Origin of the sequence: Streptomyces sp. RFCAC02 (genome assembly GCF_004193175.1) — a bacterium.
Classification (GTDB): Bacteria; Actinomycetota; Actinomycetes; order Streptomycetales; family Streptomycetaceae; genus Streptomyces.
In genome coordinates this window covers 3,164,951-3,178,846 of record NZ_SAUH01000001.1, presented here as the reverse complement: position 1 = coordinate 3,178,846, position 13,896 = coordinate 3,164,951, and the positions used below count along the sequence as shown (strand labels likewise).

Below are 13,896 nucleotides of genomic sequence, written 5' to 3'. Positions count from 1 at the left end.
GGCGGCGGTCAGCCGACGGCGGACGACAGAGGTGCGAAGCGGCGGGTGATGTCGCCCGGCAGGTCGCGGATGCCCAGGGTCATCAGGGTCGAGGTGCCGTGCGGCACGAGGCCGTTGGCCGCGAGCCAGTCGGCGAGCTCGGGGTGGCGCCTGTCCACGTCCGTGCGGAGCGGGACGCCTGCGGGCGCGCCCGCAGCGAGACGGGAGATCAGGGCCTGCGCGGTCGCCGGGTCGCGGGCGATCACGGGGCCGAGCACGGTCGACGCCGGCTGCGGCCAGGCCGCGGCGAAGCCGGTGAGAGCGCCCCCGTCCTCGGCGACGAGGAACTGGTCGGCGAACGACGGCAGGCGGGCGAGGAGGTCCGTCCGGTCGGCGCCGAACGCCGTGCGGTCGAGCGCCAGGACGCCCGGCAGGTCGGCGGCGGTGGCCGGCCGGACGCCGGACGCCTCCGCCGCCGGGGCCGGGCGGGAGCCGGTGAAGTGGCCGCGGAAGGTGTCGGACGCGCCGGCCTCCGCGAAACCGAACCGCCGGTACAGCGGCAGGGCCTCCTGAGTGGCCGACAGGAACAGCGGCGTGCCCGCCGCTTCGGCGATCACATGGCGCAGCAGCCGGCTCGCGAGGCCGCGGCGTCCGTAGCGCTCGGCGGTGAGGACCATGCTGATCGCGCCGAGCGTGCCGGCGCAGGAGGTGGCGACGACCGTGGCGACGAGCCCGCCCACCGGGTCGCCGGCGGGGGCGTCGATGCCGTACCCCCGGCCGGCGGCGAGGAGGAGACGCCACTTCCTGTCCTTGCGGCCCCAGCCGCGGCTCTCGGCGAGGTCCAGGCAGGCGGTGTGATCGGCGAGACTGAGGCGCCGGATCGGCAGCGCCTCCGGATCGAGGGGAAGCGCGTCGGGCGATGCGGTGGTCGTCACCCGTCCAGCCTCCCCGATCCCGCGCCACCGGGGCGACCCGTTTGTACGAGTGCTGCGTCACACGCGATCCGCACGGCGCGCGAAGTCACTGGCGCGCCCCCGCCCCGGGCGGTTGGCTGGGCGTCATGACGGACGACTTCGACGAACCGCTGCCCGGCACACGCCGTGTCCTCGCCCACCGCCTCGCGGTCACCCAGGCCCGGGGCCGCGCCCCGTCGGTGGTCGCCGCCCTGGTGCGGGACGGCCGCACCGTGTGGAGCGCGGCACGCGGTGAACTGCCGGACGGCGCAGACCCGGCCGGGGTCCAGTACCGCATCGGATCGATCACCAAGACACTGACGGCCGTCGCCGTTCTGCGGCTGCGCGACGAGGGGCTGCTCGACCTGGGCGACCCGCTGCGCGCCCACCTCGCCACCCCGCACGGCGGCGACGCCACGATCGCGCAGCTCCTGTCGCACTCCTCCGGTCTCGCCGCCGAGGCGCGCGGCCCCTGGTGGGAGCGCACACCGGGCGACCTCCGTCCCGAACTGACCGACATCTTCGGCCCGGGGCCGCTGAAGCACCCGCCGGGACGCCGGCACCACTACTCGAACCCGGGGTACGCCCTCCTCGGCGCCCTGGTGGAGAAGCTGCGCGGCGCGCCGTGGTACGAGGCGGTGCGCGAGGACGTCCTGACGCCGCTCGGCATGACACGGACGACCCCGCTGCCGTGCGAGCCGCACGCCGCGGGCTGGGCCGTGCATCCGTACGCGGACGCGCGGCAGCCGGAACCGGCCGTGGACACCGGGCGGATGGCGCCCGCGGGCCAGTTGTGGTCCACGGCGCGGGACCTCGGCACGTTCGCCGCGTTCCTGGCCGGCGGGACAGAGGACGGAGTGCTGTCCACGGCCACGCTGGCCGAGATGCGCCGCCCGGCCGTGGCGCCCGAGGCCGCCGCGTGGGACGCGTCCTACGGGCTCGGGGTGCAGCTCCTGCGACACGACGAGCGGCTGCTCGTGGGGCACACCGGGTCGATGCCGGGGTTCCTCGCGGCCGTGCTGACGAGCCCCGGGGAACGGCTCGGCGCGGTCGTGCTGGCCAACGCCACGGCGGGACCCGCGGTCACCTCACTCGCCCGCGACCTGATCGCGCTGACGGCCGAGCACGAACCGGTGCTCCCCGAACCCTGGCGCCCGATGCCGGCCGCCGACGCCGATCCGGCGCTGATCGCGCTCACGGGAACGTGGTTCTGGGGGCCGACGCCCCATGTCCTGCGGCTCACGGCCGGCCGGCGGGTCCACCTCGGACCGGCCGACGGAGCGGGTCGCGGCTCGGAGTTCCGGCCGGAGGACGACGGGACGTGGACGGGGCTCGACGGCTACTGGGCGGGCGAGACGCTGCGCGCCGTGCACGGGGAGGACGGCCTGGTGAGCCACCTGGATCTCGGCTCGTTCGTGTTCACCCGAAAGCCGTACGACCCGGCATCGCCGGTGCCCGGCGGAAGTGATGCCGGCGGGTGGCGTTGATCACGGCACGAAACTTTCACATTGCGGTGGGCGGGGTGACCTGTCGTCCCGTCACAATTCCCGCTTGAAACCGGTGTGCGTGGCGCGGAATCCGAGCCGCTCGTAGAAACGGTGCGCGTCTTTCCTGGTGTTGTCCGAGGTGAGCTGCACCAGGGCGCAGCCGAGGCGGCGCGCCTCCTCGACGGCGAGGCGGATCATCGTGCCGCCGATGCCCCGGCCGCGGAGTGCGGAATCGACGCGCACGGCCTCGATGAGGGCACGTGACCTGCCCTGACGCGACAGGCCGTGGAGAACGGTGAGTTGGAGGCAGCCGACGGTGCGCCCGTCCAGCTCGGCGACGAGGAGGTGCTGCGACGGGTCGGCGGCCAGCCGGTCGAACGCCGCGCGATACGGCGTGAGATCGGCCGGATTCTCACGGGTCGCGCCGAGAATGTCATCCGCGAGCATCGCGACAATCGCGGGGACATCTTCGGCGGCGGCGGGTCTCAGGGCGATGTTCATGACGGCGCAGTCCAGGTGAAGACGGGGAAAGGGGAGCGAAACACGCGTCGCGGCCGGGGGGTTGTGTATCAGCCGCATAACGGTAGGGTCGGACCGGCATCACGCCGGTGAGTAGCCGTTCAGTTTATGAGATGCAGGGGGCGTGACAACCGGGTTTCCGGTTAACCACCCGCTCCCGGTGAGCATGCGCGCACGCTGTGCAATCGGGAGTTGATCGAGGCGAGGCAGGGTCATGACCGCGATATCGGCCGGTGACGGCGCCACCAGCACCACCACCGGGCAAGGGACCACCCAGGGCGGCAGGCCGCCCTCGCACGACGCGCAGATCATCCAGCGCACGCTCACGGAGATCCAGCCGGTGGCCGACCAGGCCACGTCCTACTTCTACGCGCTCCTCTTCGTCCAGGCACCGGCGCTCCGCGAGCTGTTCCCGGCCGCCATGGACTCGCAGCGCGATCGCCTGTTCGGGGCGCTGCTCGTCGCCGCGGAGCGCATCGACGACACCGAGGCGCTGACCGAGTACCTGAGCAATCTCGGCCGCGGGCACCGCAAGTACGGCACGCAGTCCGACCACTACCCGATCGTCGGCGAGTGCCTGATGTCGGCGCTGGAACGTTTCGCTCCGAGCTGGGGCCCCGAGGCCGAGGGCGCCTGGGTGCGGGCGTACACGGCGATCTCGCAGATCATGATCGACGCGGCGGCCGACGACGAGCTGCGCGCGCCGCCGTTCTGGTACGCGGAGATCGTCTCCCACGAGCGGCGGACGAACGACGTGGCGGTCGTCACCGTGCGCACCGACCAGCCGTACGCCTACCGCGCCGGCCAGTACGCGAGCGTGGAGACGCCGTGGTGGCCGCGCGTGTGGCGGTACTACTCGTTCGCCTCGTCGCCGCGCTCGGACGGGCTGCTGTCCTTCCACATCAAGGCGGTGCCGGCGGGCTGGGTGTCCCGGTCGCTCGTGCACCGCGCGCGGCGCGGGGACGTGATCCGCCTCGGGCCGCCGAACGGGCAGATGACGGTGGACCACGCCTCGTCGCGGGGGCTCGTGTGCGTCGGCGGCAGCACCGGCATCGCGCCGATCAAGGCGCTGGTGGAGGACGTGGCCGCGCACGGCGGGCGGCGCTCCGTCGATGTCTTCTTCGGCGCCAACCGCGATGCCGAGCTGTACGACCTGGACTCGTTCCTCGACCTGCAGCGCCGGCTGCCCTGGCTCTCGGTACGGCCGGTCGTCGCGGAGCTCGCCACGCGCGGGACGCAGGGCCTGCTGCCCGAGGCGGTGCGGCAGTCCGGCCCGTGGCGGGAGAGCGACGGGTACCTGTCCGGGCCGCCGCAGATGATCCGCAAGAGCGTGGACGCGCTGGTGTCCGCCGGCATCCCGGTGGAGCGGATACGGCACGACTTCATGGGCACCCTCGTCAGCGCGGCCGGGAAGTAGCCGGGCTCGGGGGATCGGCGGAGCGACAGCAGTACAGCGCGGCACGGCACCGGCGCGCGCCAGGACACGGAACAGCACAGCAGCGCACGGCGAGGATCAGGAGACATGGCAGGGATATCCAGGCCCGGTGGCACCAAGGGACGGCACCGGAACGGCCGGCTGCTCCCCCCAGGCACCGAACCGGCGGCTCCGCCGGCGCTCCCCCCGGCCCTGCCGCCCGTGCCGCCGCCCGTGCCGCCGCCGGTGACCTCCGCCGCGGCCGTTCCCGCCGTACCGGCCGCGCCGGCCCCTCCCCGCGCGCTTCCCGCGCCATCGGCGCCGCGGGCACCGCAGCCGCAGACACAGCCGGTGCCGTTCACGGTGCCGCCACCGCCGGAGCGCGCGGGCCGTCCGGGCAGCGCCGGAGAGCACGCGGTGCAGCGCGCGCTCGGCAGCGAGGACCGCGCGTCGCGGTTCTACGACGAGCAGGTCCTCGATCACCTGAACGAGCGGATGCGTGAGTTCGTGGGCCGCCAGGAGATGTTCTTCCTGGCCACCTCCGACCGGCACGGCGAGTGCGACAACTCCTTCCGCGCGGGGCCGCCCGGCTTCCTCCACGTCCTCGACCCGTACACCGTCGTGTTCCCCGAGTACCGGGGCAACGGCGTGCACGCCTCCGTGGGCAACATCTCGGAGAACCCGCACGCCGGACTGCTCCTGCTCGACTTCGAGCGGTCCCGGATCGGCCTGCACATCAACGGGCGCGCCCGCATCGTGGCCGACGCGGAGCTGCGCGCCCGGCACCCGGAGCTGCCGTCCGACACGGTGCCGGGCCGCCGGCCGGAAGTGTGGGTGCGGGTCGACATAGAGGAGGCGTACATCCACTGCGCCAAGCACATCCCGCACATGATGAAGGTGGACCGGCGCACGGCGCGTGAGTGGGGCACGGACGACATGAAGCGGAAGGGCGGCGACTTCTTCGGCGCCGCCCGCGAGGCGCAGGTGCGCCGCGCGCGGGAGCTGGGCGGCGGGGCCGCCCCGCGCACACTGCCGCCGGGGGCCGGCGTCGTGGCCGTCCGGGAGGCACCCGTGCCCGAGGCGCCCGTGCCGCCACCGTCGGCCGAGGCGTGGCGGGAGGAGGCCCGGCGGGCGCTGGAGCGGGCCGAGCGCTCGGCGTCCGCCGGCGGGGGCGGCGGCTGGTTCGGCTGATGGGGCGGTGGCGCCCGGGTCAGGCCAGGTCGTCGGCCAGCAGGGCCTGGAGGCCCGCGATGTTGCGGATCAGGTAGGCGGCGAGCGACGCGGGCACGATGTCCGCCGACACGAGACCGCGCGGCGTGAACGGCAGCCGCACGATCTCGTACGTGCCGCGCGGCTGCTCCACCTCGGGGCCGTGCCGTCTCCGCGGGTCCATTCCGGCGAGGCGGCAGACGAAGAAGTGCTGCACCTTCAGCCCGCCGGGCGGCACGTCCTCGCCGGGCTCGGGGACGTGCGGGACGGTGTCCACGAAGGCGGGCACGACGTCGGTCACCTCGGCGCCCAGCTCCTCGGCCACCTCGCGGTGCAGGGCGGCCACGACCGTGGGATCCGTCGGTTCGACACCGCCGCCGGGGGTGACCCAGTAGGGCCGCAGGCCGGGCTTGGTCCGCTTGATCAGGATCAGCCGCCGGGGGCCGGCCGGGTCGGAGTCGTCGAACAGGATGGCGCGGGCGGTGCGTTTGACCACACGGCGGGCAGGGGTCATGAGGGACATGTCGCCCGCGCGCCCGGCAGCGAAACCTGCTGCCTCACCGGGCGGCGGCGTCCAGGGCCCGCAGCAGGTCGGCGACGATGTCGTCCGCGTCCTCGACGCCGACCGACAGCCGTACGAACCCCTCCGGCACGGGGTCACCGCCCCACCGGCCGCGCCGCTCGGCGGTGGACCTGACGCCGCCGAAGCTGGTGGCGTCCCCCACGATCCGCAGCGCGTCCAGGAACCGGTCGGCGAACTCCCGCCCCGGCAGGGTGAAGGAGACCACGCAACCGAACAGGCGCATCTGCCGGGCGGCCAGGGCGTGCGACGGGTCGTCGGGGAGCCCGGGGTGCCGCAGCCCGGTGACCTCGGGACGCTCCCGCAAGGCGCGGGCGACGGCCAGGGCATTGGCGGCCTGCCGTTCGACCCGCAGGTGGAGGGTCGCGATGCCCCGGTGGGCGAGCCATGCCTCCATCGGGCCGAGGATCGCGCCGACCTCGGTGCGCCAGGCCCGGATGCGGGCGGCCAGCTCCTTGTCGCGGCAGACCACATACCCCAGCAGGACGTCCCCGTGGCCGTTGAGCGCCTTGGTGCCGCTGGCGACGGAGAGGTCCGCGCCCAGGTCGAGCGGGCGCTGCCCGAAGGGTGTGGCCAGGGTGTTGTCCACGGCGACGACGGCACCGCGGGCGTGGGCGGCGTCGGCGAGCCTGCGGATGTCGCACACGTCGAGGCCCGGGTTCGCGGGAGTCTCCAGCCACAGCACGCGGGTGTCGTCGTCGAGGGCGTCGAGCTGGGCGTCGCCGCCCGTCGGCGCGGTGCGGACGGTGACGCCGAGGGAGGCGAGCCGCTCACGGACGCGCGGCATCATCTGGTACGCGTCGTCGGGGAGCACGGCCGCGTCGCCGGGCCGGAGCAGGCCGAGGAGCACAGCGGAGATCGCCGCCATGCCGGAGGGGAACACGATCGCCTCGGCGTCCTGGTCGGGCGACTCCAGCGCGGCGATGGCCTTCTCCAGCGCGGTCCAGGTCGGGTTTCCCTGCCGGCCGTAGGCGTACGGGGCGACCGCGGGGTCGCCGGGCAGGTGGAAGTGCGCGGCGAAGACCGGACCGGGGAGCGGCGGTTCGTAGGGCTCGGGGGTGGGCACCCCGGCGTGCACCGCGCGCGTTCCGTCTCCGGTCATGAGCTGCCTCCTGGATTGTCGTATTTGACCAGAGTAGGCGGTGGGCGGGAGGAGGAGCCGGTCAGGGGAGGGCGGCCCGGGCGGCGGCGCCGGCGCTCCGGCCGTAGGCACCCCCGAACAGCGCGGCGTGCACGAGGAGGTGCTGCAACTGGTGCAGCGGTACGCGGGCCGCGCGGCCGGGGATGGGGCGGACGGACGTGTAGGCGCCGAGCAGCCGGTCGAGGTGGGGACAGCCGAAGAGTTCGAGGAGCGCGAGGTCGGTCTCTGGGTGGCCGCCCTGGGCCGCGGGGTCGATGAGACGGGGCCGGCCGTCGGACGACCACTGGATGTTGCCCGACCAGAGGTCGCCGTGCACCGTGGCGGGCGGCTGGGGCGGACCGGCGGCCTCGCCGATCCGGTCGCACAGCAGCTCCACGGCCCGCGCGTCGGCGTGCCCGATGCCTCCCGCGTCCACGGCGCGGCGCAGGAGGGGCAAAAGGCGATGTTCCACGTGAAACATCGGCCAGTCGGCCGGGTCACGGACGGGCTCGGCGGGGCGGGACAGGGGGATGGTGCCGAGGTAGCGGGGGCCGGCTGTGCCATAGCGGTCGGCGGGGGTGGCGTGGAGCGCGGCGAGATCCCGGCCGAGGCGCTCGGCCTGTGCCGCGTCGGGCGCGGCGGGCTCCAGCCACTCCAGGACGAGGAGGTCCTCCTCGACGGCGAGCACCTCGGGCACGCGTACGGCCCCGGTGGCCCGCAGCAGGGCCAGCCCGTCGGCCTCCGCGGCGAAGAAGCCCGGCGGGGGTGCGTCGAGTGTCTTGACGAAGACGCCGGTGTCCGTGCCCGCCGGGGAACCGCCGGGCAGCGTGACGCGGTAGGCGTCGCAGATGTCGCCGCCGGCCAGGGGCTGGACGGAGAGGGGGGAGCGGGTGGCGAGGAGCCGCGCGGTGCGGGTGCCGAGCGCGGCGGCGTTCACCGCTCCCCGTCCGGCTCGGCCAGCCACGCGACCAGCCCGGGAACCGCCCCCTCGATGATGCGGAGCGAGGTGACGAAGTCCTCGGCGCCGCCGTAGTAGGGATCGGGCACATCGAGCCCGGCGCCCCGGCCGGGACCGGCCGGCTCGAAGCTCCGCAGGAGCCGCACCTTCGCCCGCTCCTCCGGGGTGCGCGCGAGGGCACGGAGCGCGCGCTCGTGCCCCCGGTCCAGGGCGATGACCACGCCGTACCGGTCGAACCAGTCGGCCTCGAACGCCCGGGCCACGTGGACCTCGGGCGCCGTGTCGTACCCGGCGTCGAGGAGGGCGGCCGTGGCGCGGGGGTCGGCGTGCTCACCCACATGCCAGTCCCCCGTGCCGGCGCTGTCCACGGCGTACCGGTCCGCCGCCCCCGCTTCGCCGAGGCGGGTGCGCAGCACCACCTCGGCCATGGGGGAGCGGCAGATGTTGCCGGAACAGACCATGCAGATCCGTCCGGGAGGGGTGTCCGTCATGCCTGCGTGTCCGCTCCTGTGCTCGGGCCGGTACCGGTGCCGGTCAGTCGTCGTCGTCCCGGTCGAGGACCATGTTCACGGCCCAGGACACGATCGAGATGATCAGCGCGCCGAGGAACGCCGCTCCGAACCCGTCGACCTCGAACCGGTCGTCACCCGCGATCCAGCTCGTCAGCAGCAGCATCAGCGCGTTGATCACCAGGGTGAACAGGCCGAGCGTCACGATCAGCAGCCCGAGTGAGAAGAACTTCACGATGGGCTTCACGACCACGTTGACCACACCGAAGATCAGTGCGACGACGAGCAGCGTCACCGTACGGCTGCCGGTGTCGTCGCCGTCCTCCCCGAGGGTAATGTCACCCACCAGCCACACCGCGACGGCGAGGGCCACCGCGTTGGCTACGAAACGGAACAGGATGCTTGTCATACGGAGATCGTTTCAGATGGCACGGTCGAAGCAAGGGGTCACGGGGCGATGAAGGAATTCCGGCTGGACCGGCTGGAGGCCGAGCGGCTGGCGAACGACGGGGCCTACCTTCGCTTTCTTCGCGAGCGCACCATGTCCGCCGGGCTCTACGCCCTGGACGCGGGCGCACAGGACTCCCAGGGTCCGCAGCGGCAGGACGTCGTGAACTTCGTCGTCAGCGGACGGGCGTCCATGACCGTCGGCCAGGAGACCACGACGGTGGGCCGGGGCAGCGTGGTCTTCGTCCCCGCCGGGGTGCCGGCGCGCTTCCACCACATCACGGAGGACCTGCGCGTCATGGTCGTGTTCTCGCCCCCCGAGGGCTGATCCGGCCCGCTCTCTCAGGGTCGCGTCAGGGAACGGTCAGGGGCGGACCGGGGCTGCCGAGCCTCCCGTCGCCCCCCTGACGCGCCTAAGCTCGCAAGAGCCGGGGCAGACGCGTCCCGGCGACACGTTCTCGGAAACAGGAGCCCCTGGCCATGAAGGAAGCCTTCACACGACTGCCGTGGTGGGTGCGGTGGATCGCCATCCCCGCCATCCTGCTCGTCGTCTTCGGCAGCCTTCTGATCTCGGTGATCACCTGGGTGGTCTCGCTCGTCTTCCGCATCCTCCTCGCGGCCGCGCTCATCGCGATCCTGATCTTCGTGGTGCGGAAGTTCACCTCTTCCTCCTCCTCCGGCGGCGGCTGGTAGGCGCCGCCGCGGGCGGCGCCTTGTCGGCCGTGACCATGAGCGCGGCGAGGCACGTCGTCACCGGAACCGACGCCACGAGGCCGATCGAGCCGACCAGCGTGCGGACGATCTCCTCGGCCACCAGCTCGCTGAACGCCACGCTCCCCACGCTGCTCCGCGCGATGGTGAACAGCAGGAGCAGCGGCAGGGCCGCGCCCGCGTAGGCCAGCACCAGGGTGTTCACCACCGAGGCGATGTGGTCGCGCCCGATGCGCATGGCCGACCGGTACAGCGTGAGCCAGCTCGCGCCGGGGTCGGCCTGCTTCAGCTCCCAGACGGCGGACGTCTGGGTGACCGTGACATCGTCCAGGACGCCGAGGGACCCGATGAGGATGCCGGCGAGCAGCAGGCCGCGCACCTCGATGCCCGGATAGAGGCTGTGGACGAGACCCGTCTGCTCGTCGGTGTTCCCCGTCAGGTGGGCCCACCCGGTGAACAGCGACCCGAGCACGCCGATCAGCAGCAGCGAGACGAGGGTGCCGAGGACGGCGACGGAGGTCCGCGCGGTCACGCCATGGGTCAGGTAGAGCGTCGTGAGCATGATGACGGAGCCGCCGATGACCGCGACGACCAGGGGATTCGAGCCGTGGAGGATCGCGGGCAGGATGAAGAGCGTCAGCACCGCGAAGCTGACGACGAGTCCGACCAGCGCCAGGACGCCGCGCAGCCGCCCCACCGCGACCACCGCGAGCGCGAAGATGCCGGCGAGCAGCAGGATGGGCGTCTGCCGCTCGACGTCGCGGACGCTGTACTGGAGCTCCTCCGGCGCGTCGGGCGCGTAGGCGACGATGACCCCCTGGCCCGTCTCGTACCGCAGGGTCGCGTCGGGCGGCACCACCTCGGTGAACTGCCGGCCGCTGTGCGGGCCGGTGGTGACCTCGACGGTCGCCTCCTCGCACGGCCCCTCCGAGCCGCGCGGCACCTGCACGCCGAGGTCCTCGCAGGCGTGCTCGGTGACGGCGACGACACGGGCGTGCTCCGTCTGCTGGTCGAAGCCGACGCCCGTGTGTTCCTGCTGTTCGGGGCTGCCGCCGGGCCACAGGAGCACCAGCCCTGCGGCGACCGCGGCGGCGAAGGGGATCAGCACGGCCGCTATCACCCGCCGCAGCCGCGCCGATACGGGCGTGGCGGGGCCGTGCCCGTGCCCGTGCGCATGCCCGTGATCGTGTCCCGGTCCTGGCCGGTCACCGGGGTCGCGCCGGCGTCCGGACGGGGTGCCCGCCGGGTCGCGGGGCGCGGGCGGGGTGTCGTCGTCGAGTCGGCTCACGCCCCGATCATCGCGCAGCCCCGGGGGCACCCTGGTCAGCACACCCCGGCGCGGGCTAGCGTGTGGGGTGCGACCAAGCACATCGCGGGAGCTCCGGGCACGGGGCTGAGAGGGCGCTGCAGCCGCGCCGACCGCCGAACCTGTTACCGGGTAATGCCGGCGTAGGGAGTGGGTCTGATGACCACGCAGAACGCACGCACGTCCGACGTGTCCGCACTCGGCTCGCACAAGGGGTATGTGACGGGTTCACGCCCCGACCTGCGGGTCCCGGTCCGCCGCGTGCACCTCACCAACGGAGACGACGTCACCCTGTACGACACGTCGGGTCCCTGGACCGACCCGTCCGTCGAGACGGACGTCCGCGCCGGGCTGCCCGCCCTGCGCGCGGACTGGATCGCCGAACGCCGCGCCGACGGCCGGCCGGCCGTCACCCAGCTCGCGTACGCGCGGGCCGGCGAGATCACGCCGGAGATGGAATTCGCCGCGATCCGGGAGAAGCTGGCGCCCGAGTTCGTGCGCGACGAGATCGCCGCGGGCCGGGCCGTGCTGCCGGTCAACGTCAACCACCCGGAGTCCGAGCCGATGGTGATCGGCAAGAACTTCCTGGTCAAGGTCAACGCCAACATCGGCAACTCAGCTGTCACCTCCTCCATCGACGAGGAGGTCGAGAAGATGCGGTGGGCGACCCGCTGGGGCGCCGACACGATCATGGACCTCTCGACCGGCCGCGACATCCACACCACGCGCGAATGGGTCCTGCGCAACTCCCCCGTGCCGGTGGGCACGGTGCCGATCTATCAGGCGCTGGAGAAGGTCGGCGGCCGGGCGGAGGAGCTGACCTGGGACGTCTACCGCGAGACGGTGATCGAGCAGGCCGAGCAGGGCGTCGACTACATGACGGTCCACGCCGGCGTGCTGCTGCGGTACGTGCCGCTGACAGCGCGCCGCAAGACCGGCATCGTCTCGCGCGGCGGCTCGATCATGGCGGCCTGGTGCCTGGCACACCACAAGGAGAGCTTCCTCTACACGCACTTCGACGAGCTGTGCGAGATCCTCCGCGCGTACGACGTGACGTTCTCGCTCGGCGACGGCCTGCGCCCGGGGTCGATCGCCGACGCCAACGACGCGGCGCAGTTCGCGGAGCTGCGGACCCTGGGCGAGCTGAACCGGATCGCCAGGGCGCACGACGTGCAGACGATGATCGAGGGGCCGGGCCACGTCCCGATGCACCTGATCAAGGAGAACGTCGACCTGCAGCAGGAGGTGTGCGACGAGGCGCCGTTCTACACGCTCGGGCCGCTGACGACGGACGTGGCGCCGGCGTACGACCACATCACGTCGGGCATCGGCGCGGCGATGATCGCGTGGTGGGGGACGGCGATGCTGTGCTACGTCACGCCGAAGGAGCACCTGGGCCTTCCGGACCGGGACGATGTGAAGACCGGCGTCATCACGTACAAGATCGCGGCTCACGCGGCCGATCTCGCCAAGGGGCACCCGGGCGCCCGGGAGTGGGACGACGCGCTGTCCGACGCGCGGTTCGAGTTCCGCTGGGAGGACCAGTTCAACCTGGCCCTCGACCCGGACACGGCGCGGGCGTTCCACGACGAGACGCTGCCGGCCGAGCCGGCGAAGACGGCGCACTTCTGCTCGATGTGCGGGCCGAAGTTCTGCAGCATGAAGATCTCGCAGGACATCCGGCGCGAGCACGGGGACGCGCTCGCCGGCGCGGCGGCCGGCAGCGAGGCGGAGGCGGCGGCCGGGATGGCGGCGAAGTCGGCGGAGTTCGCCGAGGCGGGCCACCGCGTCTACCTGCCGGTCGCCGAGTGACCGACGGCGGCTGACGCACCGCCGGCGCGGCCGTCCCCGGGCGGGGGCGGCCGCGCCGTGGCGTACGGACGGGGTGTCAGGCCGTGAACCCGCCGTCCGCCGTGAGGACGGCCCCCGTCGTGTACGACGCGTCGGGCGACGCGAGGAACGCCACCGCCGCCGCCACCTCGTCCGGCGACGCGTACCGCCCCAGCGCGGTGAAGCCGCGGACGGTCTCGGCGAGCGGGCTGTCGGCGGGGTTGAGATCGGTGTCGGTGGGTCCCGGCTGCACGAGGTTGACGGTGATGCCGCGCGGGCCGAGGTCGCGGGCGAGGCCCTTCACCATGCCGGTCAGGGCGGCCTTGCTGAGGGCGTAGAGCGTGAGACCGGGGAACGTCGAGCGCTCCGCGATCTGGCTGCCGATCGTCACGATCCGGCCGCCGTCGCCCATGTGCCGCAGCGCCGCGCGGGCGGCCAGGTAGGGCGCCCGCACGTTGACCGCGAGCGTCGCGTCGAGCTCCGCGCGCCCCATGTCCTCGACGGATCCCATCGGGTAGGACGCGGCGTTGTTGACGAGGATGTCGAGCCCGCCCAGGCGCTCGGCCGCCGCGTCCACCGCGGCCTCGACGGCGTCCGCGTCGGCTGCGTCGGCACGGAGCGCGACGCCCGTCCGCCCGGCACGTTCCACCGCGCCGGTCACGGCGGCCGCGCTCACCTCATCCCTCAGGTAGGTGATGGCGACGTCGGCGCCGCCGTCCGCGAGCCGCAGGGCCACCGCGGCACCGATCCCCCGGCTGCCGCCGGTCACCAGGGCCTTGCGGCCCGCGAAGATCTGTTCGTTCATGTCTCGATCCTCGGCCGGGAGCAGCCACGGCACCGGCGGTCGCCGGACATCGCGTTCGGGGTACGCGCG

At 73.5% G+C, this 13,896-nt stretch carries 15 protein-coding genes and 1 riboswitch; of the genes, 6 read left to right on the top strand and 9 right to left on the bottom strand.

From position 1 onward, the window contains the following. Positions 1–8: 8 nt before the first annotated feature. Entirely contained in the window at positions 9–914 is a 906-nt protein-coding gene (locus EMA09_RS14865) for a GNAT family N-acetyltransferase (RefSeq protein WP_206305950.1), read from the bottom strand. Between the two features lie 125 nt (positions 915–1,039). Here EMA09_RS14865 and EMA09_RS14860 point away from each other — a divergent pair, with 125 nt between their 5' ends. Next, entirely contained in the window at positions 1,040–2,419 is a 1,380-nt protein-coding gene (locus tag EMA09_RS14860; protein WP_129841518.1) for a serine hydrolase domain-containing protein, read from the top strand. A 51-nt stretch (positions 2,420–2,470) separates the two neighbouring features. On the opposite strand, the gene EMA09_RS14855 is transcribed toward EMA09_RS14860, so the two are convergent. Then, the gene (locus EMA09_RS14855) at positions 2,471–2,920 is read right to left on the bottom strand and encodes a GNAT family N-acetyltransferase (protein WP_206305949.1); all 450 of its coding nucleotides are present in this window, start codon (positions 2,918–2,920) and stop codon (positions 2,471–2,473) included. Between the two features lie 232 nt (positions 2,921–3,152). On the opposite strand from EMA09_RS14855, the gene EMA09_RS14850 reads away from it, so the two are divergent. Further along, positions 3,153–4,355, top strand: coding sequence for a globin domain-containing protein (locus tag EMA09_RS14850; RefSeq protein ID WP_129841516.1), 1,203 nt, complete (start codon positions 3,153–3,155; stop codon positions 4,353–4,355). Positions 4,356–4,769: 414 nt separating this feature from the next. Further along, positions 4,770–5,543, top strand: coding sequence for a pyridoxamine 5'-phosphate oxidase family protein (locus tag EMA09_RS14845; protein ID WP_240796670.1), 774 nt, complete (start codon positions 4,770–4,772; stop codon positions 5,541–5,543). Positions 5,544–5,562: 19 nt separating this feature from the next. Here the strand turns inward: EMA09_RS14845 and EMA09_RS14840 are convergent, their stop codons facing one another. From EMA09_RS14840 to EMA09_RS14820, 5 genes are all read right to left on the bottom strand, one after another. Continuing rightward, a complete protein-coding gene (locus tag EMA09_RS14840; RefSeq protein WP_129841514.1) occupies positions 5,563–6,075 on the bottom strand; it encodes an NUDIX hydrolase in 513 nt (170 codons plus the stop codon). A gap of 43 nt (positions 6,076–6,118) precedes the next feature. After that, positions 6,119–7,243, bottom strand: a complete 1,125-nt coding sequence (locus EMA09_RS14835; protein ID WP_129841513.1) for a cystathionine gamma-lyase — start codon at positions 7,241–7,243, stop codon at positions 6,119–6,121. Between the two features lie 61 nt (positions 7,244–7,304). Continuing rightward, entirely contained in the window at positions 7,305–8,198 is an 894-nt protein-coding gene (locus EMA09_RS14830) for a fructosamine kinase family protein (RefSeq protein WP_129841512.1), read from the bottom strand. Next, on the bottom strand, positions 8,195–8,710 hold the full coding sequence (locus EMA09_RS14825; protein ID WP_129841511.1) for a low molecular weight protein-tyrosine-phosphatase: 516 nt from the start codon (positions 8,708–8,710) through the stop codon (positions 8,195–8,197). Before EMA09_RS14825 ends, EMA09_RS14830 begins: the two co-directional genes overlap by 4 nt. Before the next feature lie 43 nt (positions 8,711–8,753). Continuing rightward, entirely contained in the window at positions 8,754–9,137 is a 384-nt protein-coding gene (locus tag EMA09_RS14820; protein ID WP_129841510.1) for a phage holin family protein, read from the bottom strand. Positions 9,138–9,185: 48 nt separating this feature from the next. Here EMA09_RS14820 and EMA09_RS14815 point away from each other — a divergent pair, with 48 nt between their 5' ends. Beyond that, positions 9,186–9,503 (top strand): cupin domain-containing protein, encoded by a 318-nt coding sequence (locus EMA09_RS14815; RefSeq protein WP_129841509.1) that lies wholly within the window; start codon positions 9,186–9,188, stop codon positions 9,501–9,503. A 152-nt stretch (positions 9,504–9,655) separates the two neighbouring features. Then, the gene (locus EMA09_RS14810) at positions 9,656–9,868 is read left to right on the top strand and encodes a DUF5326 family protein (protein WP_129841508.1); all 213 of its coding nucleotides are present in this window, start codon (positions 9,656–9,658) and stop codon (positions 9,866–9,868) included. Here the strand turns inward: EMA09_RS14810 and EMA09_RS14805 are convergent. Then, positions 9,834–11,015, bottom strand: a complete 1,182-nt coding sequence (locus tag EMA09_RS14805; protein WP_240796669.1) for a YibE/F family protein — start codon at positions 11,013–11,015, stop codon at positions 9,834–9,836. The genes EMA09_RS14810 and EMA09_RS14805 overlap by 35 nt on opposite strands. 233 nt (positions 11,016–11,248) lie before the next feature. Continuing rightward, positions 11,249–11,359: riboswitch (TPP riboswitch) on the top strand. On the opposite strand from EMA09_RS14805, the gene thiC reads away from it, so the two are divergent. Next, on the top strand, positions 11,352–13,004 hold the full coding sequence (gene thiC, locus EMA09_RS14800; protein WP_129841506.1) for a phosphomethylpyrimidine synthase ThiC: 1,653 nt from the start codon (positions 11,352–11,354) through the stop codon (positions 13,002–13,004). (Overlaps the previous riboswitch by 8 nt.) 76 nt (positions 13,005–13,080) lie before the next feature. Here thiC and EMA09_RS14795 read toward each other — a convergent pair whose 3' ends face one another. Further along, on the bottom strand, positions 13,081–13,827 hold the full coding sequence (locus EMA09_RS14795; protein ID WP_129841505.1) for an SDR family oxidoreductase: 747 nt from the start codon (positions 13,825–13,827) through the stop codon (positions 13,081–13,083). Positions 13,828–13,896: the final 69 nt, after the last annotated feature.